This window comes from Burkholderia sp. BCC0097, from assembly GCF_902832985.1.
GTDB classification, from domain to species: domain Bacteria; phylum Pseudomonadota; class Gammaproteobacteria; order Burkholderiales; family Burkholderiaceae; genus Burkholderia; species Burkholderia orbicola.
The window spans coordinates 1-26,869 of the sequence record NZ_CADFDM010000019.1; the positions used below are offsets into that span (position 1 = coordinate 1).

Sequence of the window (26,869 nt, forward strand, 5' to 3'; positions counted from 1 at the left end):
CAGCTCGACGGGCAGCGCCAGGCGCTCGAGCGGGGCCAGCTGCCCGGCGCCGGCGGTGACGCCCGCCGACGTCGGCGCGAGCGCGTCGCCGGCGTCGACGTCGACCTCAACGGGCGCGCCGATCGACGCCGCGTGACGCCGCAACCAGGCGACCAGCACGCGGGCGCGGCCGACGCCGATGCGCGGCACCGATCGCCACCACTGCCCACCGCGGCGGTTCACGAACGCGACGAGCTCGCCGAGCGTGTGGATGCCCTCTCCCTCCAGGCGTGCGGCAACGAGCGGCCGAAACCAGCGACCGACCGGGTGCTCGGCCCGCGGCGCGGCGACCGCCCACTGCGCGGCGACCTGCTCGATCAGTTGCAGCGACACGGGCGTCAGGCGGGGCTCGCCGTATTTCGCGATCGCCGCCTGCAGGTGGGCTTGCAATACTGGCGAGCCGTCGCGTAGCGCGGCCGCGACCAAGTCGTCGCGCATCGTGCGCAGCAGCTGAGCGACGTCGACCGGCTCGACGGCATCACGGTCGAAGTACAGTCGCTCGATTGTCTCGATCGGCAAGCCTTTCACGCGCGCGCGCAGCGCCGTGAATTCGGTGCGGCTGTAGCTGCGCAACGGCATCTGGGCGAGCTGCTGGGGACGATTTGCCATGGCTCAGCCTGCAGGAATGGGCGATACGACCGTATCGGCCGTGGTGACGCGCTGAAGCCGTTCGAACGCGGCGATATAGCGATGCATCGGTACCGCCGCCAGCTGCGCGTCCAACCGTGCGAGCACGTGCTCGACCGCCGCGCGCTCGAGGTCGGTCAGCGCGCCCGACTCGCCCCGCTCGGCGCGATCGGCGCAGTCCTGGAGGGCCGCCTCGGCCCGTCGATAGAGTGCCGCCTCGGTCGAGTCGAGAAAGTACGCGAGGTAGATCGCATTCAATAGCGTGGCCAGCTGCGCGACGTCGTCGTTCGCGTCGCGTAGTGCCGCGAGCGCCACGTGGTGCTTCAGCTGGATCCGACGCAGTTCGCCGGTCGGGATCGGCAGCAGTTGCGCCCTGGTCAGCGGCCGGCGGTTACGGGACGTGGCTTTTCTCATCGGCTCGGAAAATTCGACGAGCGGACCTTGTCGCACCGCTCGCATTGATACGCGTGGAGACCGCTGTCGTTCAGTATGTAGCGGTAATGGGTATGCTGCACCCAGCGATGCGCACCCACCAGACACGCTAAACGTGCCATCCAATTGCGGAGCATGTTGTCCTCCAGTTCGATTTTCGTCTGCAGCTCGAGCGGCGCTGCGGCACCGTTCGGGCAGCGCATCGGGAAACTCGCAGAGCGCCGTGCAGGTTGTCATTCGGCCGTCGCGGTTTGAGCTGGCCCGAATGTGTCGGCCCAGCTCTCGTCCGTCACGTTGTCGAGCGTGGCAATCGCCGCCGCACGCGACGCGTCGATGCTCGACGCCTCACTGTTCGGCACGTGCATGCCTGTCAGCACGTCGGAAGCCGCATAGCAAGGGACATCATCGCGCCCGACGATCGCATGAACGGCCCATGTCCGACCGCGGTGCTCGAACGGTATGCCGATCACCTGGACATCGCCCGTCCGCATGGCGAGCGTGAACACCACGCCATTGACGTATTGGGGCGCCGGCCGGACAGGCGGTTTTTTCCGGTAAGAGCGGGCCATGGTATTAACTCCTGCAGGGAATCGGCACCCAGAGTTCGGACACCGGCGGTTCGCCGAGGACAAGCGCGAGGAAATCGCCTGCCGCCGCCGGGTGTTCAATGAAGCGCTGTACATGGGCCGGCCGAGCAAACGCGACATCCAGCAACGCGCCCGATGCGCTGCGGACCAACGAGTGCGAGACGAAGCGTTGTTGCGCGCCGTCGCCACCGTTCACAAGCCAGCCGCGTACCGGCGTATCGCCGGGATGCGATTGCAGCCAGCGCGTGACCTGCTCGTGGCAGCGATGCGGATTGGGAGGCCAATGCGCCAGCGCGCCGGCACCCGCGTAACGGTCGATCGACAGAGCGTTCGCATAGTCGTGCGCGATGGCGTCGGAAAGCGTCAGCTTCACGGCGGTCAGCGCGGCGTTACGGTCGAAGGCAGCGGTCATGATGCGCGGTCGTCCGATGTGGTGCGCCCGGACGGTGCGGCCGCGGCGCTGACCAGATCCAGCAGCCGATGCTCGTCGCGCTGCAGCGCTTGCCGTCCCGCGTCATCGACGGTCTTTCGGGCGGCGTTCACGAAGCCGAGCCAGTACGCGAACAGGCTGACGGCTGATGCATGCAGTGCCCTGCGTTCGGCATCGTCGCCGGCGGCCGCGGCGAAGGTCATATAGTCGCGGATATGCCTTTCGGCCGATGCGGTCAGTTCAGGATACGAGACGGTGTAGTCGTGCACGTTGGTCTATCAGGTGTTGAAGTTGGAGGAATCGAGATCCACCGGAACCGCTCCGATGGATCTCTCGTCATTGCTGTTTTTCTACCAGGCCGGTGCGAACGCGCCGGGCTTCAAAATGAGATTCATGAAATGGTGCGTGGTCAGCGACACCGGCCGCTTCTTCGGACGCTTCAAGATCTCGAACTGACACGGCGCCACTTCGACGAGCAAGCCACATCCTTCCGGCACCTCCGACGCCTCGATCATGCCGGCCGGCGCTGCGTAGTACAGCACCTCCGCGATTTTCCCGTAGCCGGCCCGCTTCTCGGGGCGAGCCACGTCCGCGAGAAAATCCGCGCGACTCACCTTCACTTCATCGACACACGGATTGATGCGCTTTTCGTCGTAGTTCGCAGCGACTGAAAACACGTCGGGACGAATCGCTTGCCGGCCACCGCTTTCAAGGTCGACCAGCAATTCGATGTTCTGCCACGTCACGCGACCTTGACTCTGACGCCACTGCGCCAAGCGGCCAGCAAGAGTGTGATGCGGCTGACGCCGCTCGACCTCGCGCGCCTTCTCGGCGGCAAGCTCTTGCTCGCCCGCTTTCGTGATGCGAAAGCGAACGCCGTAGCCGAAGCGCTCGAAGCGCTCAACCAACCCGAGTGCGGCCAGGTCCAGGTCGATGCCGTCCGTCATCCCGGCACCACCATTCGCCAGGCCTTGCCAATAGAACCGCAGGCGTTTGTAGTGTTGGCGTGTCAGCGTCGTCATCGCGTTTTCCGTTACGATTCGTATCCCGGTTGGTGAATAGGATCAGTCGGGTGACCGCCACAGACGCGACACCAGAAGACCCCTTCCGATGGTTGGTCCATCGGAACCACCTCGTGACCGATCATCTCCCTGTCCTCATCATAGTGACGTGGATCTAGGGGAGGCAGTACGCCCAGATCGAGAACTTTCTTCCGGGTTCCGGCCATGGCGTTTTCCTATGCTCGCAGGCGCATCGCTCGCGCCGCGTCTCGAATACGCGTGGCCGCCCGGCGCGGCGTATCGTTGATGCACGTCCAGTCGTGATGCCACCACGCAATCAGGTCCGCCGCGATGCTGATCGTTCGTGCTGCGACGACGTCGCGAATTTCGTCGGCTACCTCATCCCACCAGGCCGCGCCTTCGCCGTCGCCGGCCCGCGAGTCGATTGCTTGACGGTAGATCGCCTTAGCAGCGTCGAGCGTGATCGTCATCGCGTTTTCCTATTCCGTTTCTTGACGCGCAAGTCGGATCTTCGCGGCCGCATCGAGCAGCTGCTGCGCGAGCGCTTCCGACTCGTCCGCCGTGGCGAGGATCCGGAAGTGGTGTTCGCTGTCGAGCTGGCCCACGACATCGAGTTCGATCACTTGATGGTCCTCCCACGCGAACACGCGTGCCCTGGCGTGGACCGACGCGTCGCCGCGGCCTTTGGTGTAGCGGGCGGTTGTTTTCATCAAGGCTCCGTCAAAACCCGTACTGATCGTCGCCCCAGCGACGCAGCACCTGGTAATCATGTTCGGGCAGCACGATCAGCCCCGCCTCGGCCGCCTCGAGCACGCGCTCCATCTGCCCGCTCAGGATCAGGTTGCCGTGCAGACCGTAGAAATACCAGGCGAAGCGATGGCCGATGCGCTCGTCGAACTGCATCAGCTTCCCGTACAGGCTGTACACGTCCAGCTTCGCGGTGTTCTTCAGCGCCGCGATCTTGCGCGTGTGAGTCCAGCGCGGTATGAAGTCCATCTCCCGGCCGATACGTGGATCGGTGTTGTCCTGGGTGATGAAAACCCACCGCTGACAAATGCGCTCGCCCGCCTGGCCGGCGCTTGACGCAGCCCAGTCGTCGAAGAAGCGGCGGCCGCGCCATTGTTGGTTGTCGTAGCCCGGCGTGAGCTCGCGCACACTGACCACCCGCGATTCGCCCGTGTCGAGGTTCCGCTCGACCAACTGCCGATCGCCGTCGCGCTGCCGGCGCTCGTTATAAGTCGTCTCGGCGAGCGCCGCAAAGTGCTTCATGTCGATCACCGCCTCGAGCCGATAGCGCGGCGAGCCGAGCGTGCGCCGCTCGAACCGTTCGACCGGCATGTCGTGCCAGCCGGAGCGCAATTCATGCACATCCGGCGAGCGCCACGGCGTGCTGCGCGGAAACACCTCGCGCTCGACGAATTCCTGTTCTTCCCAGATTTCGAGCTGCACGAAATTGTCCTGGTCACCGCCGCGGTCGAATACGAAGTAGTGCAACAGCGGCTGGACGTCGACCAGTAGATAGCCGGAATCCCGGTGCGCGAGCAACACGTCCTCCACCGAGCCGCCGTGCACGTCGAGCTGGCCGTCGATCCACGCGTGATAGTCGGCTGCGATCTCGCGGCCGTCGGCATCGATCACGCGGGCGGGCCGTTCAGAGAACTCGTCGCGTGTGACCGCGTAGCGCGCGCCGCGATAGTCGGTGCGGGTCGCAAACGTCGTCAGCAGCGCGGCGTGCTTCGACGTGACCGGGGTCGCCGCGACGATCGTCGCGAGCACGTCGGTCTGCAGTTCGTATTCCTTGCGCATCGCAGGGTTCCTATTAGACATGGGTTTGAATACGAGTCAGGCCATCAGCCGGACGAGCGCATCCCTGGCACTTCGGACTGCATCTGCCGCGGCGGGATGTTGAGCGATGCGATGTCCAGGCAGATCAGCACGGCGAGTCGCTTGCAATCGGCCAAATAGGCCGCCTCATCTGCCCCGTGGAAGTCTCTGGCGAGCACCTTCCACATCGACAACACGCCAAGCGCCGCGCGCCATGCGCTCGCCGCGCGGCTCCGGTCATTCGCCACACGATGTGCTTCGGCGATCGCAAGGTACTCGACCATCTCCTGCTCGGCACGCGCGGTGATTCGTTCGTAGGTCAGTTTTGACATGACGGGATCTCCTGATCGTTTCAGCGCCTCGGCGCGCGCTGCTCGAGGTGGATCACGTTCGACCGCGCGAAGGTCACGCGCTCGCCGATGAAGAAGCCGCGGTATTCCTCCCCGGCGCCGGCAGCACCGACGAACTCGGTGACGATCGCGCCGTAGCTGTCCTCGTCGACCAAGCCGTCGTGCACCCGATCCAGGCACACCGTCGCGCGCAGTAGCGGGCCGTCGACCGGCTGTAGCTCAACCACGTCGCCGCGCTCGATCGTCCTGCGCTTGACGTCGCGGTCAGGATTCCAGTCCCGCTCGAAGTCCTCGTGGCGCTCAAAATCGCTCGGATAGCGATAGCCCCACGACCGGCGCAGCAGCAACCACGCGGCGATCGGCATCGGCGCCTGGCCGGCCTCCCAGCGCTGGACCTGGCGCTCCTTCACGCCGAGCAGCGCGGCCGCCTGCGCCTGGGTGCGCCGGCCGCGCTGCCGCATCGCCCTGATCTCGTCGGGCGTCGGCCCGCCGTCGTACGGCGCGACTTCGAGCGTCACACCGCCGTCCCACTCCAGCGTGACCGGCTCGTAGCACTTCGCGCAGGTGGCGGCCGCGCCGTCGTAGCTGTCGTCCGGGTGATGGACCTCGCCGCGTTGGCCGCAGGCTCGGCAGCGATACACGTACAGCACGGACATGATGCCTCCTGAACAGAACCCGTCTTAAAGACGTATAAACCAGCATAGCACGTCTTAAAGACGTGTCAAGCCACTTTGATAAACCGCCCTTTCGGGTATTCGTGCATTAAACGCAATGCCGATAAGGGGAGTTATCGGCATTGACGGCACGCCATAAAAACCCGGCCGCAGCCGGGTTCGGCGTCGTTCAGGACCGCAGGATCAGGTACGCGGCCATGAACGGCAGGTTCGCCGCGGCGATCGCCGCCAGCGGGTGAACCAGCCCGTAGCTGGCCGGCCACAGCGCCGACAGCCCGCGGTCAACGGCCGCCAGCGCGATCAGCGCCCCTCCGGCCGCTACGCCCCTGCCCCACCCGCTTTCCTCGAACTGCCATGCTGTCACGTTCATTGCCGAGATCCTCTGCATTCACCCGGTGGATTCCATCGTGCCGGCCACTCACGCAGCGGGCTCACCGTCCGGCAGTTCGGGATCCGGCAGGAACGACACCTGGCCGGGCGGGATGACAAAGCTCGGCAACCAGTCGTCCAGGGCCGTACACACGCGCTCGTAGGCCGCGTCGAGCCCGGAACCCTCCGGTGCGTTCGGCGCGTCCGGAAACAGGCGCCGGCCGGTCTCGATCATGTCGTCGCAGGGGAAGCCGTACCGCCCCTTCTGCAGCATGGTCCACAGCGCGTCGTAGCGCTCGGCCTCGAGGGACATCAGGCCGACCGACATCGCATCCGCGATCCGGAATTTCATGTAGCCGATGCACCACTCGAGGAACATCTGCTGGACAGCCGTCATCGGCGTTGTCACTTCGCCATCTCCTTCGCCACGCCCACGTATCGCAGAACGGCGATCGGCATACCTGGTTCGCCCGGCGGTCGGCCGGCGCTCAGTGCTCGCCCCGGGACGCGTAGACCGTGCACACAATGCACGCGGCGAACGTTACTCCCGCCGGTACGCTCCAGCCGAGCGCGAGGCACCCGACAGTCAATGAAAAGGCAAAAACCGCCGCACCGCCGAATCCGTTCATCCCCGCTCCTATTCTGTTCTCAGGCGCGCTGTCGTGCGTCGGTGGCGCCCATCGTACCGCCGGCGGCCGCCACGCCGCGTTACGTCGCCGGCCGCAGCCAGTTTTCGACCGGCAGCCCCGCGATACGGGTGAATTCAGCCGTGTTGTCCGTGACCAGCACGGCGTCGACGGCCAGCGCATGCGCGGCGATCAGCATGTCGTTGGCGTCGATCAACTGGCCTTGCTTCTCGAGCTCGGCCCGCAACCGCCCGTAGCAGCGGTCCGCGTCCGGTTGCAGCGGCAACACGGTCAGGCTTGCGAGCAGCTGCTCGACGCGCTGCGCGAGCGTTGACGAGCCACGCTTCCAGACGCCGAACCGCAATTCCGCGGCCACGATGATCGAGGTGCACACTTGTTCGGGCGGCGTTTCTCCAATCCGGGTGGCGCATGCGCCGCGCGGGTCGCGGATCACGTTCGACAAAATGTTGGTATCGAGCAGGTACAGCGTCATTCGATATCGACCGGTTCAGGCGGAAGGTCCTCGATGTCCGGGAAGATCTCGTCCAGCGGGGTCCATTGGGCGAACAGCTCGCGCAAGGGCGCGGCCTCTACGGGCTCAATGATCAAGCGGCGACCTTCCCGGTGGATGGTGACCTCCGACACCGGCAGTTCGAATTCGCGCGGGATCCGCACGGCCTGGCTCCGCCCGTTGCGGAACAGGCGCGCGTGGCGGGTGTCATGGTTTGGCATCGGGGTAGCTCCAATTCAAACAGAATGGCATATGCCACAGCATATACAAACCGACGCGAGTTCGCAACGCGCTCAGCGCACCGATTGATCGGTCTTACTGCTTGGAGGGCAATCTCTTGCTGCTGTGGGGGCGTTTCGGCGCGCGCGGGTCTTCGCGAGTCACGCTCCGTGCAGGCTTGTCGGCGCGCCGCCCACGAAACGACGGATGACGCAACTGTCCGGTCGGCGTCCACTCGAGAAACGCTACTTCGGCAACGAGTTCCGGCTTCAGCCAGTGGAACTCGCGATCGGCTTCGGGTTCCGGCGCGCGGACGAACGGCGAGCGCTTGCGGCCTAAGGATGCAAGGCGGTCTTCGAATTCCCGTGCCTGGCGGGGCGCGAAGCGCGGCGCGACGTGCCCGACGTACCGCAGTTGTCCGCCCTCCTCGTACACGCCGAGCAGAACCGCTCGCACGCCCCCGGCGGCGCCCTTACGGCGCGAAAATCCCCCAATGACGAACTCCTGGCGTTTACTGCATTTGAGTTTGATCCAGCGGTCCGTTCTTCCCGAGCGATACGGCGCGTCCACCCGCTTGCCCATGATTCCCTCTAGACCAAGGGCACACGCCGAGGCCAGCATGGCGTCGGGGTCGGCATCGACCGCCTCAGAGAAGCGCACCTCGTTGCCGAGAATATCGGCAACGAGCTTCGTTAGCGTGGCTCGGCGTTCACGCCACCTCCACGGCCGGAGATCATTGTTGTTAAGCCACATCAGGTCGAAGACGACAAGCGAAATCCCTGCAGTTCGACGTCTATCAAACGCATTCTGCAGGCCGTTGAAGTTTGGCCGCCCTTCTGTATCGAACCAGACGGCCTCCGCGTCAAGCCACGCACGGTCGACCGGCAATCGTTCAAGGACGGACCTCAGGTGCGGTAGTCGGGCGGTCCAGTCGTGGCCGTTCCTAGTGAAGATTCGAACGTCACCAGCGTCGATACGCGCGAGCATCCGGTAGCCGTCGAATTTGATCTCATATCCCCACTCTCCCGACGTTGGAGGTTCTGCAGCAAGCACGGCCAGCGACGGCTCGATGAATTCCGGCATGCGTTCATTTTTGGCTACTGGCGTCCGGGCACGGATGCCGAGCTCACTTGTCCACCGCCCCATATGCCCTCCTCGCTTTGCAGGTATGCGGGCAATCTATATGCCTGTTGCATGGGGCGCCTGACTAGGCCAGGCCGATCTTGGCTCGAGCCAAGATCGAGCCGTCCAGAGGGTGAATGAACTGTTCTGGATCGGCGGGAATCGTAGCCACCCCAATCTCAGTGAGTTGCTTCCGCGAATCTTGGCTCGAGCCAAAACTATTTAAAAGTGTGGTTCATGGCGAATCATCCAACATGGGATCTCCGATCTTGGCTCGGGCCAAGTCGGTAGCATTTTCGCTCCGAATCGTTGTTACTTGACCACATTTTGTAAAGATCACAAAAAAATATAGTTATTTGATTGACTTATTTTGACTGAGGAATAAAACTCCGAGCGTTGAAACAAACACTTTCCAGTGGAGGTGAAATGGTCATCACGATTGGGGCGGAAAAAGGAGGTGTTGCTAAAACGCGGTTAGCAACGCACATAGCAGCCCTGGCTGCCGCGGAAGACGTGGATGTCGTTCTTCTGGATACTGATAAACAGGGCTCTGCGATGAGTTGGTCGCGAATCCGAAATGAGGAGGGCGTTACACCAGCCATTCCAGTGCTCGCTCTCCCGGCTAATCCGGCCCGGGAACTCGCAAACCTCGCCAACAAGTACACCCTCGTCGTGGTGGACATCGGCGCGCAGAACTATCGGACGATGCTTGAATGTGCACTGTTATCCGATCTCGTGCTGGTCCCTTGTGGGCCAGATCAACAAGAAGTGGAGTCGACCTTGAATGTCTTCGCGACCCTTAAAGAAATGGGGCCGCGGCATGAAAGCGGTGAGATCCCCGCGTACGTTGTGCTCACTCGGGTGTCGCCGGTTGAAGGATCGAAGGCGACTGCGGAATTGCGGGCATATTTGAAAAGCGAAGACATTCGACTTTTCGAATCACAGATTCCGCAGAGAGAAGCTTGGCGTGCGACGGGCAAGACTGGCCGGGCCGTTCATGAGCTGAAGGGCCGTGATCGATCGAAGAAGGCGATCGACGAGATGGAGGCGGTCTATCGGGAAATCATCGAACGGATCAACGGTACGGAGGTCAAGTAATGGCTACTTTTAAGAAAAAATCAGTAGCGGTCGAGCGAGTCGCGGCGGTGGAGGATGCCGCTTCGTTGGCTCCCATTGTGGGCGATCCCCGCATGGCGCCGCCGGTGGCAACTATCTCGCAGCTTCGGGGAGGCGAAGTTGGCTCGAGCCAAGAGCCTACCAGATATGAGATCGGGCAAACGTATGAAGTTCCGATTGGCAAAATTAAATCAAATTCTGTCAATCCGAGAGCCATCTATACAGCTTCTGCTGTATCAGAGATGGCGGAGTCGCTAGCGGCGCGGGGGCAAGGCCAGTCGGCGAGTGCGTATGTCGATGAAGTGGGGGACATCGTGCTCATTGACGGAGAGAGGCGCCTTCGCGGGGCTCGAACGGCCGGGCTCCCGACGTTGCGGGTGGAGATTCGTCCGAAACCAGCGAGTGAGCGGGAACTGTATGAAGAAGCACGCGCTGCCAACGTGGAGCGTAAGGATCAAAGCCCGCTCGATGACGCGCTCAAATGGAAAGAGCTGCTTTCGCGGAAGATTTATCCGACACAAGTGGCTCTGGCCAAAGCGCTCAATCTCGGGGAAGACCATGTGAGTCGGACTCTGTCGCTCGCTCAATTGCCGAGCAAGATCGTTCAAGCCGCCGCCGAGTATCCGGAACTTCTCTCTCTCAAAATGCTGAACGCAATTCGAGAGTTCTGGGAAGTGAAAGGGGAAGAAGAGACCCTCGAATTGATCTTCGATGCTGCTAAGACCGGGATCGGGTACCGCGATGTCGCCGCTCGCAGAAAGGCTGCGGCAAAAGGGACGGTTAAGCGGCCGCGGTCTACGCGCGAGCAACTGTCCTTCCGTGGAGCGAAGGGGGAGTTCAAGTCGTTCGAGGAAGATGGCCGGATCGAGTTGAAGCTGAAGGGTTTGGCGCCGGACGTCGCGGCAGAGATCACCGAAAAGATCTTGGCTCTCTTTCCGAAGGAATAGCGCGACTGTTAGACCGTGAAGGGAGTTGGGGTCGATATCGGGGTGTCCCCTGGATGACGCTGGAGAACATTGCTCACGTGACCGAGCAAAAACGACTATCGGTTATGCAGCGATGGAAGCCAGCGTCGCCTAGTCGTTTGGACTCGTCTCTGGAGCGATGGAGGGTGACGTTCTTCCAGCGATGCTCTATATGCGGCGGGCATCTGCGTGAGAGTGTGTACTCACCTTGTAGCGCTGCCGCTTGACGGTATTGTCTCGTTCTTCCAGCGATGCTGATAGGGCGGGGGTCGTCTCTCCAGCGATGGTCGAGAGGACTACTTTCTCCAGCATTGTCGTTCTTCCAGCGATGGTTTGCCGCTCCGACGCGACTCTGTTGGCGCGGAGGTATCGTGCTTACAACGATGGATCGGTCGATTAGAAAAAGATTAAAAGAAGATTAGGCTCTGTGGACAACAGAGGTAGGCGATTGATTACAAAGGTGTTTTTTGTAAGGCTCGCTCGCTGGAAGAACGATAGTGCCATCGCTGGCGATACGAGTGGTGCCTCGCTGGAGGCACGATTGACCTCGTTGCAGGCACGATAGGGGCTTCACGCTGGAGGAACGAGGAACATCGCTGCAGTGACGAATGCACCGTGATACCTCGCTGGAGGCACGATAGTCCCGTAGTTTTTTTGTTGAACCATCGCTGGAGAGACGAGACAAGGGTCTTGATGGCGAAATTCACGTACTTATACTTCTCGCATGGCAAATTCCATCGTCGACCAGGTGAAAGCGATCGCAGCCCGCGCTAGCAGCGCGGGTGTGGAAACGCAATCCCATCCGACACAGATTCCACTGTGGCCGGCGAACGTTCGTGGGATGCCAAACGCGCTCGCGCGCTCGGCACTGTTCAACGTGAACAAATCGAATGCGCCGCGTAGCCGAATGGAGAAGGCGCTGATCGCTAGCGTTGATGGCGTCGAAATTTCGTTTAGCGGGGAAGAGCTTAGACAGGACGACGCGGACGTCTTTCTTGAAGTGCTTCACCTGGCCCGTGATACTCAGCTGAACGAGAAGGTGGAATTCACAGGCTACAGCGTGTTGAAGTCGCTTGGCTGGGGCACGTCGGTAAAGTGTTACGACAGGCTCGTGACAACGCTGGAGCGGTTGCAAGCGGGGCAAGTTAAGGTTCGCTTCACGGGCAACAAAAAGGGGTTTGTCGGGTCGTTGATCCGTAAATTCCTGTGGAAGGAAGGCACCGAGACGGGAACTGACGGCAAGACGCGGTGGGTGGCGTACGTCGAACCGGAAATCGTCGCGCTTTTCTCTGACGACGACTACACGCGGCTGGCGCGTGAGCAGCGTCAGCGGCTGCGATATGAGTTGTCAAAATGGTTGCATACGTACTACCACACCCATGCAGTGCCTTTCGCGCATTCCGTACGTTTCCTTCATCGTCAATGCGGTTCGCAGACGAAAGAGTTGTTCCACTTTCGCGCGAACTTGAAGAAGGCGCTCGACGAACTCGTGAAAGAGGGCTTCTTGGTCAGCTGGACGATTGACAAGAACGACCTGGTGCATGTCGTGCGTGCGTCGTCGCGTGGCGCGATTGCGGCCTGAAAATGAGGCGGTGTTCGCCGGCCAAGAACCTGTCCGCATTTTTGTGGGCGAGGCGGTTGAACAGCGCGTTATCCGCGCGCCTGCGTGAATCGCTCGCCAAACAGGATAGCAAACTGGTTCATCGCTGATTTCCAGTCGAAGGCGGCCCGCACGGTCTTGGCCAGCACGTTGCGCAGCGCCAGCCAGAGCAGCTTGATCGCGGCCTCGTCATTCGGGAAGTGACCACGAGTCTTGATGATCTTGCGCAACTGCATGTTCAGACTTTCAATGGCGTTCGTTGTGTAGACAACTCGTCGAATCTCCGGCGGAAACACGAAGAACGGTATGACGTGCTCCCATGCACGCTGCCACGACTGCACGATGGTCGGGTACTTCGCGCCCCAAGGGCCGTCAGCGAAGTCTTGCAGTGCCTGCCTTGCCGCCTCCTCGCTGGCGGCCGCGTAGATCGGGCGCAGCGCTGCGGCGAGCGCCTTACGGTCCTTGTAGCTGGCGTACTCGAGACTGTTGCGGATCAGATGCACGATGCAGGTCTGAACGGTCGTGCGGGGATAGGCTGCGCTGATGGCCTCGGCCAGCCCCTTCAGGCCATCGACGACGGCGATCAGGATGTCCTGACAGCCACGCGTCTTGAGTTCGTTGAACACCTTGAGCCAGAACTTGGCGCCCTCGGTCTGCTCGATCCAGAGGCCCAGCACGTCGCGCTGGCCGTCGGCCTGGATGCCCAGGGCCAGATAGACGGCTTTGTTGCTGACCACACCATCGTCACGGATCTTGACCCGCAGGGCATCGAAGAACACCACCGGATACATCGTTTCGAGCGGGCGGCTCTGCCAAGTCAGCGCTTCGGCCATCACCTCGTCGGTGACCGAGCTGATGAAATCGGGAGATACCTCGGTGCCGTAACTCTCGGCCAGAAAGGCCTGAATCTCGCGCACACTCATGCCGCGAGCGTACATCGCGATGATGCGTTCGTCGAAGCCGGTGAAGCGGCGCTCGTGCTTGGGAATCAGGATCGGCTCGAAGCTGCCGTCGCGATCGCGGGGGACTTCGACCCGAACCGGGCCACGATCGGTGATGACCGTCTTGCCGCTGGCGCCGTTGCGCTCGTTGGCCTGACCGGGCGGCTTGGACTGGCCTGGTCGGTAGCCCAAATGCAGATTCATCTCGGCGCCCATCGCGCGCTCGATGACTGCCTTGTTGAACGCCAGCATCAGGTCCTGAACCTCGGCCGGCGTCATCGGCCCCTTAACCAACTGGTCCAGCAGTTCCTTGGGCAGTTCAGGCAGCGGCCCGCGGGCCGCTGCCTGACGCGCTACAGTTTGCCTTTTCTTCTTCATTGGCATATCCATGACTTTTACACCTCATGATATGCCCCGCCCACGAAATCACGGATAGGTCCCCGGCCAACGACGCGCCTTGTAGTTTGGTGATGATCGACTAGCAAAACTCCCGCGACGTCGTCGGCAGGGCACCGAGCAATTCGGTCCTGTCGACGAGCTTGCTAGCGATCGGGTGACACACTTTCCCTTCGGCGTGCCAAACGCCGTACACGGCCAGCAACGCGGCGCCGAGCGCCTCCTTCCGAAACTTCTCCAGCAGTCCGGAAGAGGGTCACGTTGACCTGGCCCGCCTCGTCCTCGAGCGTCATGAAGAGCACGCCGTTCGCCGTGCCCGGCCGCTGCCGTACCGTTACCAGTCCGTACGCACGCGCTGCCCGCTGCCCAGCGTTGCCAGCTGCTCGCTCGACTGCAGGGGTGTACCGAAATATGGTCAGGTTGGCGCGAAGCGTTCCAGCAACCATCTGCCAGCAGGGCCGGGCAAGCGATCAGTGAGATAGGTTGCCTGGAAAGGCATTAAACCTGCCGAAGGCCCTTCCAATACGATACGCACCAAGCGTCCTTCCTTCAGGTCTTCTTTGATAAGCCAGAGCGGCATGTGCCCCCATCCGAGTCCCGCGCGCAAGAAAGCGTGCTTCGCGCCGAGATCGGCGAGCCGCCAAATATTCTTTCCCTGCACTCCGAAGTCGACGCCGTGAGTCAGGGTAGAGCGGTCGGTGAGGACGAGTTGTGTTTCATTCAACAACTCCCGGAACACGATAGCGCCCCGTTTACCGGCTAGGGGCGATCCTGGGGCCACTACCGTGACCATTTCCTCGCTGAACAGCCGCTCGGCAGCAAGTCCAGGGGGAAGGAACGGCAGCGTCCCGGTTATACCGAGACTGCACTGACCATTGAGCACAAGTTCCGCCACCCGACCCAACGCCTCGACATGGAGCCTGAGCGGCGTGGACGGGAAGCGTTGCTTAAAGCTGCTCAAAGCATCGGTCAGGCATTGCTGCGGAAACATGACATCGACGACGATGGAGAGTTCGGGCTCTAGGCCGGCGGAGAAGCTTCGGGCCTTGGCCTTCAGGGCGTCGGCATCCAGCACGACGCGGCGCGCATCCACCAGCAGGTTCTCTCCGTGTGCCGTCAAGCGGGGGTAGCGGCCGACGCGTTCGAACAAGGTGACGCCGAGCTGCGCTTCCAAATTGGCAATGGTCTGGCTCACTACCGATTGCGCGCGGCTGATCGCTCGGCCCGCCGCCGAAAAACTGCCCTCGTCTGCTGCAGCGACGAAGGTACGCAAGTGATCGAGGGAAACACCGTCCAGCAATGTATCTTTTCCGTAGATGGTTTGTATCGAATAATATAGGCTTCTCAGGTGGATGGATAGACCCTACGCTGCATGGCAAAGGAGTCTTCCATGTCACAGAATATTTTTGTCATTGGCGCCTCAGGATTTGTGGGAAGCACCCTTGCAAGACATTTCGTTGCGCAAGGGCAAGAGGTGTCAGGGCTCGCGCGTTCCAGCCACGCAGAATCTGCTCTGCGGGCCGTCGGCGTCCAGCCCGTGCACGGAGATCTCGACACCGATCTCGCACCGGTACTGGCTGCAGCTTGCTCGGCTAACGTCATTGTCTATGCCGCCCAGGTCGCTTTTGAGCGCGAGCCGGCTGTTATCCGGAGGCTATGCGACGCGCTTGCCGGCAGCGCGAAGACTTTGATCTTTCTTTCAGGAAGCGGTGTCTTCATGCAGCGAACGGGCGGTGCGTGGAGCCCGGACAGCTTCGCGGAGGATGATTCCTTCGTGCCGGAGCCTTTGGCACTTCTCAGGGTCGAGGCGGAAGAAATCGTCCGCGCTGCCGCTCGGCGTGAGTTGCGCAGCATGGTGATCCGGCCACCGCTAATCTGGGGCCCGGGGGACAACGGCCCGGTAGCCCAAGTGTATCGCTCGGTCGCGCTCACAGGGGCGGCCTGCTACATCGGGTCCGGGCTTGCCGCCTATTCCAACGTGCACGGCGACGACCTGGCACGCCTGTTCTCACTGGCCATCGAACGCGGGCAACCCGGCGCGCTGTACCACGCTGCTGCCGGCGAAATTGCTTACGGATGGATTGCCGAAGCCGTGGCGCGTGACCTGGGCGTCAAGACGCGCAGCCTGTCGATGGACGAGGCCGTCAAAGTATTCGGCCCCTTCGGCGCACTGATTCACTCGGCGTGTAGCCGCTCACGCGATCCGCGAACTCGGGGTGAGCTGGGCTGGAAGCCTACCCGACTCGACCTTCTTTCCGAAATCGGTGAGCCGCGCCTGCGGGCGCTCGCGATTTCTTAACCCAACCAAGGAGCACATTCATGAAGACACATGACAACAAGATCGCCATCATCACTGGCGGCAAGCAGGGCATCGGTCGCGGCATCGCTAATCTTCTCGCACAACGCGGTGCTCAGGTGGTGATTGTTAATCGCGAGAAGGCCGACGAAGCCGCCATGGCGATCGGCCATGACGCCATTGCCATTGCAGCCGACGTGACGAGCGAAGACGGCTGGGCCGCAGTCGCCAGCCAAGTCGAACAGGCATTCGGGCGGGTCGACATCCTTGTCCATGCCGCAGGCATTTATCCCCTGGCGACACTCGACCAGATGACGCCTGCCGAATGGCGCCGCGTGATGGCGGTGAACCTCGATGCGCATGTGCTCGGCGCCCGTGCCATCGTGCCGCTAATGCGCAAGGCGGGCCGCGGTGCGATCGTCACGATCGGATCGGATGCTGTCGGCATGGTGACCCCGCCCGGTATGGGTTTCTCGCACTATTACGCATCCAAACTGGGCGCGATCGGCTTGGTACGTGCGCTCGCCAACGAACTGGCGGCCGACAACATTATCGTCAATGCGGTGCATCCCGGCATCACTGACACCGAAGGTGCCAGCGGCATGCCGAACGAGCAGAAGGCGCAAGTCTACATGCAGCAGGCCATCAAGCGACTCGGTACACCCGCTGACATCGCCGGCCCGGTGGCTTTCCTCACCAGTGACGATGCCCGCTTTGTCACGGGTCAGACGCTAGTGGTCGATGGTGGCTGGATGAGGCTATGACGGAAGAGGGGGAGCGGCCGGAAGAATACCGGATCGATTCTCGGTAGGGGCCACAGAGAGAGATCTCAACAAAATTCCCGCGATGTGGTCGGTAGGGCGCCGAGCAACTCAGTCCTGTCGACGAGCTTGCTCGCGATCAGGTGCCGCACTTTCCCCTCGGCCTGCCTAACACCGTAGACCGCGAGCAACGCGGCGCCGAGCGCCTCCTTCCGAAACTTCTCCAGCAGTCCAGGCCACAGGATCACGTTGACCTGGCCCGTCTCGTCTTCGAGCGTCAAGAACAGCACGCCGTTCGCCGTGCCCGGCCGCTGCCGTACCGTGACCACTCCGCACGCGCGCGCGAGCTGCCCGCTGCGCAGCGTTGCGAGCTGCTCGGCAGACTGCAGGTGATCCAGCGCGAGGCGATCGCGCAGCTGCGCCAGCGGGTGCCGGCCGAGCGTGAAGCCCATCGCGCGATAGTCCGTCACGATCTCGTGACCCTCCGATGCCCGAGGCAATGCCGGCACCGCGTCGTCACATTCGGTGCCGCGCAGCAGATCTCGATCAGGCACGGCGGGGGCAGCCAGCCAGAGCGCGTCGCGTCGGTTATCGCCGGCGAGCGAGCGAAGTGCGTTCGCACCCGCGAGCACCTGCAGGTCGTGCCGATCGAGCTGCGCACGGCGCGCGAGGTCCGCGACGTCGACGAACGGGCGCGCTGCGCGTGCGAGCTCGATGCGGCCGGCGACGTCCTCGCGCATGCCGCGCAACAGCGAGAAGCCGAGACGCACGGGCGCCGACGTTGTCGGCCCTTCGATCGCCGAATCCAATGTGCTCCCGTCGATGTCGACACGGGAGCACCGCAGCGCCGCGGTGTCTTGCGTCCTGCGGTAGCTGCGAGGATATGCGAGAACCAATCGAACGGCGTGGGCCCCAGAGTACCGAACCCGAGCACGCGGCGCACGGCTCTAGACTAGGTACTGGACGAAGCCTCCGTTTGTTTGGGCGTATACCCTAGGTATCGGGGAACGAAATGCTTTGATATGTTTATTTCAAAATGTTTCAGAAAAGAAATTCTGAGAGCCGAAGTGCAAAACAGGCGTAGGGAAAGTTCCACTTTCTTGCCTTAAGCGCGTTGCGACAAACGATTACAACGGATGCACCCGGGGGCAATATGCGTCGTCCGAAATTCGAGCTTGGCGTTCGCCATGGCGAACGAGTCATGCACCGTTTCATTCGAGGGACTATAGCCCTGGCGTTAGTGGTTGTCAGTGCTATCGCAACGTCCGGCTCCATCACCTATACGTACGACCCGCTGGGCCGGTTGACAAAGGCCGTTTTCAATAACGGCTCCACTACCACAACGGTTACCTACAACTACGACGCAGCGGGAAACCGAACGTCCGTCTCCACCACATCCCCATAGCGAGGTAAGCAGTCACAGCACATAGCACGCAACAACAGCTCATCTAATTTCGTAGTTCGAAGTATTTAGAATCCTATCGGGGGATGTAATGCCCACGTTTCCGCGCGTCGATTTCCGGCAGTCAGTGCGTGTCTTCCTTCTGAGTGCCCTGATGGCTCTCGGATCTCACACTCTTGCTAGCCCTATTCAATCCGCCTTGCCACCAACCGCCAAAAAGGTGCCAGCGGATTGGATGTTGGGTGCACAGCCGACTGCACCGAAGTCTTCGAAGCACTACGTTGGAAAGGAGCCACCTCCCTCTGGCGTCGGGCAGCCGGTGACCTTCGTGAGCGGGAAGCCTGCGATTGCGTATTCTCCGGAGGATATTTCGGCACTCGCTAATGCGCAGGGGCCGGGGAGAAATGCAGTCAATATGTTTCCGATCTCCGGTAAAGAGTGGGAGCAATCCCGCTCGCGAGTCGTCCTCCCGCCGAACGTCAATCAAGGCGCAGCGGTCAATACGAAAACCGTTGCACCGTCCACGCGCAGCGCACGTGCCAACGTCATGAGTGCGGGCGGCAACGGAAGTCCTCAAGGGCCGGCATCGATTGCCGAACTTGCTCGCGCACTCAACTATAACCCGGACGTCATCTATCAATACGTTCGCAACAACGTCGAGGTGTATCCGGTATACGGTACTCAGAAGGGCTCATTTGGCGCCGTGCTGGACAATCAGGGGACCGTCTATGATCAAGCGATGTTGATGGTCGATCTCCTCCGAGCATCCGGCTATACAGCGAGCTTCACGACAGGGGTGATCAAGTACACGGCAGCACAATTCAACACGCTTTACGGCGTCGATACATCAAATGTTTGTGGAATCCTGAAGCTGCTAGGCGACGGCGGATTTCCAATCTATGGGGCGACGGCAGTGAGTCCCGGGCAGTGTCCTGGTAACACATCTGCACTGGTTGACGTGTCAGTGGGGCACGTCTGGGTAAAGACGGTCATCAACGGTACGACCTACTATTTCGATCCGAGCTACAAAACTCATTCATTCAAGACCGGCATCAATCTCGCCAGTTCGAGCACGACAGGCTACGACGCACCGACGTTCCTGAATTCGGCGAAGAGCGGAGCGACGATCACCGCGGACTATGCACAGAACATCAATCGCACGAACATTCGAAACAACCTGACGACCTACGCCAATAACCTCGCGACGTATTTGCGATCGAACATGCCAGCGGCTACGGTCGACGATGTGGTTGGCGGCAAATCAATCGATCTGATCTACGGGGCGATTCCGCACTACACATCGCCACCGCTGCAAAACACGGTCTATGCGCTTCAGGATCAGACGGATGTTCCGATATCCATGAAGCCGACTTTGCGGATCCAATATCAGGGGATCGATCAGACCTACTCGTCGGATGCGATCTACGGTCATCGGCTAACCATCACGTACAACTCTACTAATCAGCCGATCCTCACCCTCGACGGTTCTGCAGTGGGAAGTCCTGGCACGGCCCCTCCTTCTGGTGCGTCCACGATCCTCACCCTTACAGCGACGCACAACGCATATGCTACGACAGCTGCAAACCTGACCATCAATCAAACGATTGTCGCGAAACCCGGAAACGTGTTCACGATTGCGAATGCGTGGGGACCGACCGGTCGTGGCCTGCCGAACTATTATCAAACCGCGCTCGGCAACCTTCGAGCGGCGGGCGCGGCCGACACATCGGAGGCGGTGGGGGGAACCACTTTGGCTGTTGTCGCCGCACATTGGCTTGGCCAAACATCTCGGATGCAGTCCCTAAGCGAGCGCTTGTCCAACACCACGTTCCTGGTTCATCACGATATCGGTGTTGCAGGTTATACCGGTGCGTCCTCCTACGTGGACCTGCCCGGCGGCACATTTTCAGTGGCGAGCGTCTCTGGTGACTCGAATAGCGAGACCATGGCCTTTTTCCTACAGGGGATGCACTCGAGCATTTTGGAATCGACTGTTGTGCAACAGATCAGTTCTGTTTCAGCGGCGTCTACGGTGAAGTTGATCGATACGGCTGCGGCGGCCGGGCAGCCGATCTACAACGCAACATCGGCAAACTATGCTACCGCCGTTCAACCGAATTTGGTGAATTGCAGCGCTTACTACGGCACCTTCAGTTCTTACCTGTCTAGCGGGTTCAGCCTGGTTTTGCCGCAACACTGTGATCTGACTGAGAACAGCTGGACGGGTGCTGGCTACTACGTGCAGAGCCCCGTATTTCTGGGTGCGTTGATCACGGGGAACCTCGCCGGAGGATACATGACCCTGGGTCAGTTTCTCTCCACCCTTTCCCCGTTGGCGCAGGTCGCGTCGCCGTTTCCGCCTTCGATGTACAACCTTCCGGTGACCGTCCTAAGCGATGGCAGCTTCCGATTTGCGCCGTCTCTCCAAGGTGGGACGTCTCTCCAAGGCGAGCCATTCAATTTCGTTGCCGACCCCATCGGCCTGGCGGCCGGGAATTTTACGTACAGCCGCGATGACCTATCGTCAGGTGTGGGCCTCTTTCCGCAGCGCCTCACCTTCAGCCGCATATATAGTTCGAGCGCCAAGAATCAGGACAGTGTGCTTGGGAAGGGCTGGGCTCACAACTTCAGCGTGACCGCAAAGGTAAATTCCGACGGTTATCAGGGAATGGGGGAAGATTCAGCGCTCGATGCGGTAGCCGCGTTGGTCGAGATGAAGGCGTCGTCGGATCTGCTTACTGATGCGTCACACCCGATTGAAAAATTGGTCATTGCGACTTTGGGGCAACGGTGGTTCGGCGATCAGCTGATCAACAATACCGTGATCGTCACACAAGGTCTGAATGGCGAGGTGTTCGTGAAGTTGCCGGACGGTAGTTTCAACCCACCCCCGGGGAATTCTTCGAAGCTGATACTGAACGGGGATGGCACTTACACGTACGACACCGTTCACCATAACTCGATGCACTTCAATTCGTCGGGGAACATCGATACCTACAAAGACGCCAACGGCACGCAGGTCAACTACAGCTACACCGGAAGCAACTTGACCAGCGTCAGCAACGGCTTCTGGCGCACACTAAATTTCAGCTATACGAACGGACGGATTAGCCAGGTCTCTGACGGCGCTCGAACGGTTCAATATGGCTACGACGCGAATGGCAATCTGACGACCTTCACCGACACGTTGTCGAAGAGCACGACATACGGCTATGGGTTGCCCGGTCAGATAACGCAAATCTTTTATCCGAGCTTCCCGTCCACCGCCGGCGTGACGAACGTCTATGACAGCCTTGGACGAGTCCAAACGCAGACGAACGCGCGAGGCAAGACATACAGCTACTATTTCGCTGGATCGCGAGCTCTTGAATCTGCGCCGGGTGGTATCACGAGGCTCAGCTATCTCGATGTGCTCGGGAATGTGTTGCAGCAAGCGGATCCGCTGTTCAACGTCACCCAATTCGCTTACGACGGACAGGGGCGGCTGATTACCAAGACTTTGCCTCAGGGGAATGGCTTCTCGTACACGTACGACGATGCATCCTGTGCGAGCTCGGAGAAACGCTGCACGCAGAACGTGAAGTCGATCACGCAGTTCGCACCATCCGGCTCAGGTCTCGCACCGCTCACTCGAAGCTTCACCTATGAGAGTGCCTACAACAAGGTTGCAACTGAAACCGATGCGCGAGGCAATGCCACGACGTACACCTATGCGCCCTGGGGCGACATCGCGACCGTTACCTCGCCGGTTGACGCGAGCGGGGTAGCGCCATGGACAGCCTATGAGAGGTGGCCTCGCTCGTTCGGACAGTTTCTGAGATTTTTAAGTGGAGCGTCCGAGGCAATCATGCTGCCGATTTGATCGCAGGCAGCGTCGCGAAGTATGCCTCATCCGGCGTCTGATCCGCCAGGCTCGAATGGGGCCGTTTCCGGTTGTACAAGTTGATGTACTCGCCGATGGAGCGCCGGGCATGGCTGACCGACTCGTACGCTTTCAGGTAGACCTCTTCGTACTTGATGCTTCGCCACACTCGTTCGACGAACACGTTGTCGCGCCAGCTTCCCTTGCCGTCCATCGACAGCCGGATGCCTCGGCCCAATACGGCTTCCGTGAACGCGTTCGCCGTGAACTGGCTGCCCTGATCGGTGTTCACAATGTCGGGCTGCCCGTAGCGCGCGAACGCTTCCTCGAGCGCCTCGACGGCGTGCACCGCTTCCAGCGTGATCGCCACCCGGTGCGAGAGCACCTTGCGACTCGACCAATCCACTACCGCCGTCAGGTACACGAAGCCTCGCGCCATCGGAATGTAGGTCGTGTCCAGTGCCCACGCCTGATTGGCCCGGTCGATTTTCATGCCGCGCAGCAGGTACGGCCAGATCTTGTGCTGCGCATTGCGTCGGCTCGTGTTCGGCTTGCAGTACAGCGCTTCCACGCCCATGCGTTTCATCAGCGTGCGCACGCGGCGGCGGCCGACCTCATGGCCTTCCCGGCGCAACAGACGCGCCAGCATCCGCGCTCCGGCAAACGGAAACTCCATGTGCAGTTTGTCGATCCGCCGCATCAGCAACTGATCCGCCTCGCTCACTGGCTGCGGCCGGTAATACGCGCTCGATCTCGCCACGCCAACGAGCCGGGCTTGCTGCGAAACCGACAACGCATGCGTACGGTCGATCATCGCTTTGCGCTCAGCAATCCCGCTTTGGTGAGCGCGCCTTCTAAAAAATCGTTCTCCAGCGTTAGCTGCCCGATCTTCGCGTGCAACGATTTCAGATCAACCGGCGGCTCGTTCGACGGCGCACCGGCCGCGCCGAACACATCCGCGGCACGCTCCTGCAGTTGCCGCTTCCATTCCGTGATCTGGTTCGGGTGCACATCGAACTGCTGCGCCAGTTCGGCCAGCGTCCGCTCGCCCTTGACCGCTGCCAGTGCCACTTTCGCTTTGAACGCCGCTGAGTGCGTCCGTCGGGTTCTCTTCGTCATCTTTCCGGTTCCTTTGCCTGCATTATCGCTGGCCCAGGCCCCGGGCATTCCACTTACCCGGCTGTCCGAATTTGCGCGGCCACCTCTATGATTACTATTCCTGGACACCGACGGGCTTCCCGACGATGTATCTCTTGTGGAAGACGACGGTCAAGACGAGCGCATCGAATTCCACTGCGACGACGCGGACCTATGATTGGGCGCACCACGAAGTGCCCGCGACCACGACAGTCGACGCCGGCACGGGAACACTGAATCTCACGACCACGTACACCTATGACGACATCGGCAACCTGACCGTGGTGGACGGGCCGCGTACTGACGTGACCGATACGGTGACGACTAGCTACGACAGCGAACGGCGCCCGACCGTGGTCACGGATGCGCTGGGGAAGCAAACTCAGACCACCTATGATGCGGACGGCCGGCCAATTGCTGTCGCCCGGCAGATCGGCGCTCAATGGTTGACAAACTGCTCGCGGTACAGTGCGACAGGAAAAGTTATCCGGGCATGGGGCCCTTCGCTGACTGCATCGGCGACGACTTGCCCAACAGAGGCAGCACCAGTGCCGATCACCGACACGGCATATGACGATCTCGATCGGCCATATCAGCAAACGCAGTATCTTGCCGCTGCAGACGGGGGGAACAGAGTGACGACGACGGTGTACAACGTCGACGATTCGATCAACACCATCCAGAAAGCGACAGGCACGGCGCAGCAACAGAACTATGTGCAATACACCTATACGCCGAACGGTAAACTCAATTCGAGCGCTGATGCGAAGAACAATCTGACCGTCTATGCATACAATGGTTTCGACCGTCTGACGAACCGATACTACCCGCTGGCCAACACACCAGGCTCGGCGAACAGCAATGATTACGACGGCTATACCTACGATCCGAACGGGAACGTGGTTACCATCCGCAGACGTAGCGGGGGCACGATCACCCAGACCTGGGATAACCTGAACCGCCTGACCGCACGTACCTATCCGAGCAGCGCTAACAATGTTCAGTTCGGTTATGACCTGCGCGGACTACGCACCGCGTCGCAGTACGCGAACGGCAGTTACGCGGTGTCCTATGCTTGGGACAACGCAGGTCGATTGCTCAACACGACGGCGGGGGGAAGAACGCTCAATTTCCAGTACGATGCCGCAGGAAATCGGACCCAGACGACGTGGCCGGATGGGTTCAATACGACTACCAGCTACGATGCGTTGAATCGGCCGAGTGTGATCAAGGAGAACGGAAGCACAGCACTCGCAACGTACACCTATGACGACCTGAGCCGGGCTACCACCCTCACGTTCGCGAATGGAACGTCGATTCAACGCGGGTACGACAATCAAGGTGGGCTAGCAACGCTGACGAATGCGTTGACTGCGCCGGGCGACCAGGTGCAGTTCGTATACGCACGTAATCAAATTCTGGATGTAACCAGCGTCACACCGAGCAACCTCGCGTACCAGTGGAGCGGTGGAACGACCGGTAGCCAGAGTTATACCGCGGATGGCCTGAATCGTTACACGACGGCTGCTGGCGGTTCTGTCGGGTACGACAACAACGGAAACGTGGCTAGCTACAGCGGTTGGTCGTATGGTTACGATCTCGACAATCGCCTCGTATCTGGTACTACTGGATTGTTCTCAACAGTGAGTCTTGCGTACGACGCAGAAGGTCGCCTGCGCCAGACTGTTGAACCGAACGGTCTTGGCAGTCTCACGACGAACATGCTGTACGACGACACGAAACTCGTCGCCGAATACGATTCGTCGGGCAATATCCTCCGGCGCTATGTTCATGGTTCCGGTGCAGACAATCCGCTCGTTTGGTACGAAGGATCAGGGACCACGAACAAGAATTGGTTCTACACGGATCAACTGGGGAGCGTCGTCGCGACGGCGAATACATCGGGGGCCAAAACGGCAATCTATACCTACGGTCCGTTTGGTGAGCCGAACGCAACGAGTGGCACGCGGTTCCGCTACACGGGGCAGCAACTGATCGGTTCGCTCGGACTGTACTATTATAAAGCGAGGTTCTATTCACCGGGGCTGGGACGATTCTTCCAGACCGACCCTGTTGGCAGTCGCGATGATCAAAACCTGTATGCATATGTCGGAAACAACCCGGTCAATCGGTCCGACCCGGACGGATTGACTGGCACGATCGTAGGTACGGATTCGTTTCAACTTGCGGGTAGTTATATATGGGGGCACGGCGACAGACACGTAAGCGATCCGGATGCCGCGCGCGCAGAGATCGGCGCCCATCTTCCTCCAATAGGGGATGTGGGTGGCCCATTTTGGGGCGTCACACCGAACTATATTTATCGCGTCTTTCCGTTACCGTCTGGTGATGTAAATATTGGAACGTACTTTTATCGGCCATCTGGGATTCCGTATTAAACACTTAAATTTCTATGTGGGACGGGCATTGGGAGTTTGCGAATGAATATTTCTCAGTTTCGAGAGCTGAGTCAATTGGAAGTCGCCCTCTTGCGCAGGATGGCGACCTGTGGGGTGCCGAATGGCGATATCTTAATGGCACAGATATTAGCTGCACGCGCAAGTCCAATTGATGAAGAGGGATCGCTCCGCCTCGTGACAAGCAGTGATAAAAAATACGGTGACGCGACCGGACCTCTGATAACGGCTGTCCAAGAGGATGTCGACACAGTGCGAAATTATGGGCCATATATTAATTTCGTATTGATATTGAAAAATGGATTTATCGACGAGCTGGAGGTTTATAAGGATGACGGGGGAAAAATTGCCGCTGACTTCAATCCTGATGGCTTGTCGATCACATGGGGTGGCCCGAAAGATTCGCGAGTCTTTTAGGTTCGGTGTGCAATATCGCGGTGAAGCTTGCGCTAAGCTAGGGGGTGCCCTCACGATTTGGCACAGCGCATACAAGACGCCGCTTTAGTATCGTCATGGAGAACGCGTAAGCGTTAGCAAAACTCCCTTGACGTCGTTGGCAGTGCACCGAGCAACTCGCTCCTGTCGACGAGATTGCTGGCGATCAGATGCCGCACGTTCCCTTCGGCCTGCCACACGCCGTAGACCGCGAGCAACGCGGCGCCGAGCGCCTCCTTCCGAAATTTCTCCAGCAGACCGGGCCAGAGGATCACGTTGACCTGGCCGGTCTCGTCCTCGAGCGTCATGAACAGCACGCCGTTCGCCGTGCCCGGCCGCTGCCGCACCGTGACCAATCCGCACGCGCGCGCGAGCTGGCCGCTGCGCAACGTCGCCAGTTGCTCTGCCGACTGCAGGTGATCCAGCGCGAGGCGATCGCGCAGCAGCGCCAGCGGATGCCGGCCGAGCGTGAAGCCCATCGCTCGATAGTCCGTCACGATCTCGTGACCCTCCGATGCCCGAGGCAATGCCGGCGCCGCGTCGTCACATTCGGTGCCGCGCAGCAGATCTCGATCAGGCACGGCAGCGGCAGCCAGCCAGAGCGCGTTGTCACGGGGCGGCGCTATGGAGCCAATGCGGGGTCGGCATAAGGGCGCCACTTGAGGGGCGGCACATAGGCGCCAGTCCAAGGGCGGCGTAATGGCGCCAC

General features: G+C 60.7%; 28 protein-coding genes and 2 pseudogenes. 8 read left to right on the forward strand and 22 right to left on the reverse strand.

Annotation, left to right across the window (positions count from 1 at the left end):
- The 16 genes from HWX07_RS35935 to ligD all read right to left on the reverse strand — a co-directional run.
- A partial coding sequence (locus HWX07_RS35935; RefSeq protein WP_279608520.1) for a phage integrase family protein occupies positions 1-648 on the reverse strand: 648 nt, incomplete at its 3' end.
- 3 nt (positions 649-651) lie between these two features.
- Entirely contained in the window at positions 652-1,080 is a 429-nt protein-coding gene (locus HWX07_RS35940; protein WP_027813566.1) for a hypothetical protein, read from the reverse strand.
- 251 nt (positions 1,081-1,331) lie between these two features.
- Positions 1,332-1,667: a hypothetical protein gene (locus tag HWX07_RS35945; protein ID WP_027813564.1), complete on the reverse strand. Its 336-nt coding sequence runs from the start codon at positions 1,665-1,667 to the stop codon at positions 1,332-1,334.
- A 4-nt stretch (positions 1,668-1,671) separates the two neighbouring features.
- Positions 1,672-2,097 (reverse strand): hypothetical protein, encoded by a 426-nt coding sequence (locus tag HWX07_RS35950; RefSeq protein ID WP_027813563.1) that lies wholly within the window; start codon positions 2,095-2,097, stop codon positions 1,672-1,674.
- Positions 2,094-2,384, reverse strand: a complete 291-nt coding sequence (locus HWX07_RS35955) for a hypothetical protein (RefSeq protein ID WP_027813562.1) — start codon at positions 2,382-2,384, stop codon at positions 2,094-2,096. Before HWX07_RS35955 ends, HWX07_RS35950 begins: the two co-directional genes overlap by 4 nt.
- Positions 2,385-2,465: 81 nt before the next feature.
- On the reverse strand, positions 2,466-3,137 hold the full coding sequence (locus HWX07_RS35960; protein WP_034176084.1) for a hypothetical protein: 672 nt from the start codon (positions 3,135-3,137) through the stop codon (positions 2,466-2,468).
- Between the two features lie 215 nt (positions 3,138-3,352).
- Positions 3,353-3,607 (reverse strand): hypothetical protein, encoded by a 255-nt coding sequence (locus tag HWX07_RS35965; protein WP_046544062.1) that lies wholly within the window; start codon positions 3,605-3,607, stop codon positions 3,353-3,355.
- Positions 3,608-3,616: 9 nt separating this feature from the next.
- Complete coding sequence (locus HWX07_RS35970) at positions 3,617-3,847, reverse strand: hypothetical protein (RefSeq protein WP_027813533.1); 231 nt, start codon at positions 3,845-3,847, stop codon at positions 3,617-3,619.
- Between the two features lie 10 nt (positions 3,848-3,857).
- A complete protein-coding gene (locus HWX07_RS35975) occupies positions 3,858-4,943 on the reverse strand; it encodes a hypothetical protein (RefSeq protein WP_027813532.1) in 1,086 nt (361 codons plus the stop codon).
- A 44-nt stretch (positions 4,944-4,987) separates the two neighbouring features.
- Positions 4,988-5,293: a hypothetical protein gene (locus HWX07_RS35980; protein ID WP_027813531.1), complete on the reverse strand. Its 306-nt coding sequence runs from the start codon at positions 5,291-5,293 to the stop codon at positions 4,988-4,990.
- A gap of 20 nt (positions 5,294-5,313) precedes the next feature.
- Positions 5,314-5,967 (reverse strand): helix-turn-helix domain-containing protein, encoded by a 654-nt coding sequence (locus HWX07_RS35985; RefSeq protein ID WP_027813530.1) that lies wholly within the window; start codon positions 5,965-5,967, stop codon positions 5,314-5,316.
- Positions 5,968-6,154: 187 nt separating this feature from the next.
- The gene (locus tag HWX07_RS35990; protein ID WP_034176085.1) at positions 6,155-6,355 is read right to left on the reverse strand and encodes a hypothetical protein; all 201 of its coding nucleotides are present in this window, start codon (positions 6,353-6,355) and stop codon (positions 6,155-6,157) included.
- A 48-nt stretch (positions 6,356-6,403) separates the two neighbouring features.
- The gene (locus tag HWX07_RS35995) at positions 6,404-6,763 is read right to left on the reverse strand and encodes a hypothetical protein (RefSeq protein ID WP_223274427.1); all 360 of its coding nucleotides are present in this window, start codon (positions 6,761-6,763) and stop codon (positions 6,404-6,406) included.
- A gap of 299 nt (positions 6,764-7,062) precedes the next feature.
- Positions 7,063-7,473 (reverse strand): type II toxin-antitoxin system VapC family toxin, encoded by a 411-nt coding sequence (locus HWX07_RS36000; protein ID WP_027813527.1) that lies wholly within the window; start codon positions 7,471-7,473, stop codon positions 7,063-7,065.
- Positions 7,470-7,712, reverse strand: a complete 243-nt coding sequence (locus tag HWX07_RS36005; RefSeq protein WP_027813526.1) for an AbrB/MazE/SpoVT family DNA-binding domain-containing protein — start codon at positions 7,710-7,712, stop codon at positions 7,470-7,472. The genes HWX07_RS36000 and HWX07_RS36005 overlap by 4 nt, the downstream gene beginning before the upstream one ends.
- A 94-nt stretch (positions 7,713-7,806) precedes the next feature.
- The gene (ligD, locus tag HWX07_RS36010) at positions 7,807-8,793 is read right to left on the reverse strand and encodes a non-homologous end-joining DNA ligase (protein ID WP_223274426.1); all 987 of its coding nucleotides are present in this window, start codon (positions 8,791-8,793) and stop codon (positions 7,807-7,809) included.
- Between the two features lie 465 nt (positions 8,794-9,258).
- Here ligD and HWX07_RS36015 point away from each other — a divergent pair, with 465 nt between their 5' ends.
- The 3 genes from HWX07_RS36015 to trfA all read left to right on the forward strand — a co-directional run bounded on the left by HWX07_RS36015 (position 9,259) and on the right by trfA (position 12,495).
- On the forward strand, positions 9,259-9,930 hold the full coding sequence (locus HWX07_RS36015; RefSeq protein WP_027813524.1) for an AAA family ATPase: 672 nt from the start codon (positions 9,259-9,261) through the stop codon (positions 9,928-9,930).
- Positions 9,930-10,895: a ParB/RepB/Spo0J family partition protein gene (locus HWX07_RS36020; protein WP_027813523.1), complete on the forward strand. Its 966-nt coding sequence runs from the start codon at positions 9,930-9,932 to the stop codon at positions 10,893-10,895. The genes HWX07_RS36015 and HWX07_RS36020 overlap by 1 nt, the downstream gene beginning before the upstream one ends.
- A 742-nt stretch (positions 10,896-11,637) precedes the next feature.
- On the forward strand, positions 11,638-12,495 hold the full coding sequence (trfA, locus tag HWX07_RS36025; protein WP_027813522.1) for a plasmid replication initiator TrfA: 858 nt from the start codon (positions 11,638-11,640) through the stop codon (positions 12,493-12,495).
- A 68-nt stretch (positions 12,496-12,563) separates the two neighbouring features.
- On the opposite strand, the gene HWX07_RS36030 is transcribed toward trfA, so the two are convergent.
- The 3 genes and pseudogenes from HWX07_RS36030 to HWX07_RS36035 all read right to left on the reverse strand — a co-directional run bounded on the left by HWX07_RS36030 (position 12,564) and on the right by HWX07_RS36035 (position 15,150).
- On the reverse strand, positions 12,564-13,832 hold the full coding sequence (locus tag HWX07_RS36030) for an IS256 family transposase (protein WP_080484188.1): 1,269 nt from the start codon (positions 13,830-13,832) through the stop codon (positions 12,564-12,566).
- A 100-nt stretch (positions 13,833-13,932) separates the two neighbouring features.
- Positions 13,933-14,247, reverse strand: a pseudogene (locus HWX07_RS37115) (error-prone DNA polymerase); the annotation flags it as partial.
- Positions 14,248-14,265: 18 nt separating this feature from the next.
- Positions 14,266-15,150, reverse strand: a complete 885-nt coding sequence (locus HWX07_RS36035; protein WP_027813521.1) for a LysR family transcriptional regulator — start codon at positions 15,148-15,150, stop codon at positions 14,266-14,268.
- 90 nt (positions 15,151-15,240) lie between these two features.
- Here HWX07_RS36035 and HWX07_RS36040 point away from each other — a divergent pair, with 90 nt between their 5' ends.
- Together HWX07_RS36040 and HWX07_RS36045 are read left to right on the forward strand one after the other, a co-directional pair.
- Positions 15,241-16,149 carry an NAD-dependent epimerase/dehydratase family protein gene (locus HWX07_RS36040; RefSeq protein WP_027813520.1) on the forward strand — a complete coding sequence of 303 codons (909 nt, stop codon included), beginning with the start codon at positions 15,241-15,243 and terminating at the stop codon, positions 16,147-16,149.
- Between the two features lie 20 nt (positions 16,150-16,169).
- Entirely contained in the window at positions 16,170-16,910 is a 741-nt protein-coding gene (locus HWX07_RS36045) for an SDR family NAD(P)-dependent oxidoreductase (RefSeq protein WP_027813519.1), read from the forward strand.
- A 65-nt stretch (positions 16,911-16,975) separates the two neighbouring features.
- On the opposite strand, the pseudogene HWX07_RS36050 reads toward HWX07_RS36045, so the two are convergent.
- A pseudogene (locus tag HWX07_RS36050) lies at positions 16,976-17,786 on the reverse strand (OB-fold nucleic acid binding domain-containing protein); the annotation flags it as partial.
- Between the two features lie 851 nt (positions 17,787-18,637).
- On the opposite strand from HWX07_RS36050, the gene HWX07_RS36060 reads away from it, so the two are divergent.
- Positions 18,638-22,171, forward strand: a complete 3,534-nt coding sequence (locus HWX07_RS36060; RefSeq protein ID WP_244130073.1) for a DUF6531 domain-containing protein — start codon at positions 18,638-18,640, stop codon at positions 22,169-22,171.
- Here HWX07_RS36060 and HWX07_RS36065 read toward each other — a convergent pair.
- Positions 22,155-23,290 (reverse strand): IS3 family transposase gene (locus HWX07_RS36065; RefSeq protein WP_175879434.1). Its coding sequence is split into 2 segments (ribosomal slippage): positions 22,155-23,035 and positions 23,035-23,290, totalling 1,137 coding nucleotides; the frame shifts between segments, so codons are not numbered across the junction. The genes HWX07_RS36060 and HWX07_RS36065 overlap by 17 nt on opposite strands.
- Positions 23,291-23,424: 134 nt before the next feature.
- On the opposite strand from HWX07_RS36065, the gene HWX07_RS36070 reads away from it, so the two are divergent.
- Complete coding sequence (locus HWX07_RS36070) at positions 23,425-25,707, forward strand: RHS repeat-associated core domain-containing protein (RefSeq protein WP_244130074.1); 2,283 nt, start codon at positions 23,425-23,427, stop codon at positions 25,705-25,707.
- 42 nt (positions 25,708-25,749) lie between these two features.
- Positions 25,750-26,142, forward strand: coding sequence for a hypothetical protein (locus HWX07_RS36075; protein WP_143277549.1), 393 nt, complete (start codon positions 25,750-25,752; stop codon positions 26,140-26,142).
- Positions 26,143-26,255: 113 nt separating this feature from the next.
- Here HWX07_RS36075 and HWX07_RS36080 read toward each other — a convergent pair.
- On the reverse strand, positions 26,256-26,869 hold a 614-nt coding region (locus HWX07_RS36080), incomplete at its 5' end, for an OB-fold nucleic acid binding domain-containing protein (protein WP_347879199.1).

Bases quoted from the DNA above. Each gene is read 5' to 3' on its own strand.
- HWX07_RS35940 (WP_027813566.1), bottom strand. From the start codon at position 1,080: ATGAGAAAAGCCACGTCCCGTAACCGCCGGCCGCTGACCAGGGCGCAA.
- HWX07_RS35945 (WP_027813564.1), bottom strand. From the start codon at position 1,667: ATGGCCCGCTCTTACCGGAAAAAACCGCCTGTCCGGCCGGCGCCCCAA.
- HWX07_RS35950 (WP_027813563.1), bottom strand. From the start codon at position 2,097: ATGACCGCTGCCTTCGACCGTAACGCCGCGCTGACCGCCGTGAAGCTG.
- HWX07_RS35960 (WP_034176084.1), bottom strand. From the start codon at position 3,137: ATGACGACGCTGACACGCCAACACTACAAACGCCTGCGGTTCTATTGG.
- HWX07_RS35965 (WP_046544062.1), bottom strand. From the start codon at position 3,607: ATGACGATCACGCTCGACGCTGCTAAGGCGATCTACCGTCAAGCAATC.
- HWX07_RS35970 (WP_027813533.1), bottom strand. From the start codon at position 3,847: ATGAAAACAACCGCCCGCTACACCAAAGGCCGCGGCGACGCGTCGGTC.
- HWX07_RS35975 (WP_027813532.1), bottom strand. From the start codon at position 4,943: ATGCGCAAGGAATACGAACTGCAGACCGACGTGCTCGCGACGATCGTC.
- HWX07_RS35980 (WP_027813531.1), bottom strand. From the start codon at position 5,293: ATGTCAAAACTGACCTACGAACGAATCACCGCGCGTGCCGAGCAGGAG.
- HWX07_RS35985 (WP_027813530.1), bottom strand. From the start codon at position 5,967: ATGTCCGTGCTGTACGTGTATCGCTGCCGAGCCTGCGGCCAACGCGGC.
- HWX07_RS35990 (WP_034176085.1), bottom strand. From the start codon at position 6,355: ATGAACGTGACAGCATGGCAGTTCGAGGAAAGCGGGTGGGGCAGGGGC.
- HWX07_RS36000 (WP_027813527.1), bottom strand. From the start codon at position 7,473: ATGACGCTGTACCTGCTCGATACCAACATTTTGTCGAACGTGATCCGC.
- HWX07_RS36005 (WP_027813526.1), bottom strand. From the start codon at position 7,712: ATGCCAAACCATGACACCCGCCACGCGCGCCTGTTCCGCAACGGGCGG.
- ligD (WP_223274426.1), bottom strand. From the start codon at position 8,793: ATGCCGGAATTCATCGAGCCGTCGCTGGCCGTGCTTGCTGCAGAACCT.
- HWX07_RS36015 (WP_027813524.1), top strand. From the start codon at position 9,259: ATGGTCATCACGATTGGGGCGGAAAAAGGAGGTGTTGCTAAAACGCGG.
- HWX07_RS36020 (WP_027813523.1), top strand. From the start codon at position 9,930: ATGGCTACTTTTAAGAAAAAATCAGTAGCGGTCGAGCGAGTCGCGGCG.
- trfA (WP_027813522.1), top strand. From the start codon at position 11,638: ATGGCAAATTCCATCGTCGACCAGGTGAAAGCGATCGCAGCCCGCGCT.
- HWX07_RS36030 (WP_080484188.1), bottom strand. From the start codon at position 13,832: ATGAAGAAGAAAAGGCAAACTGTAGCGCGTCAGGCAGCGGCCCGCGGG.
- HWX07_RS36040 (WP_027813520.1), top strand. From the start codon at position 15,241: ATGTCACAGAATATTTTTGTCATTGGCGCCTCAGGATTTGTGGGAAGC.
- HWX07_RS36045 (WP_027813519.1), top strand. From the start codon at position 16,170: ATGAAGACACATGACAACAAGATCGCCATCATCACTGGCGGCAAGCAG.
- HWX07_RS36075 (WP_143277549.1), top strand. From the start codon at position 25,750: ATGAATATTTCTCAGTTTCGAGAGCTGAGTCAATTGGAAGTCGCCCTC.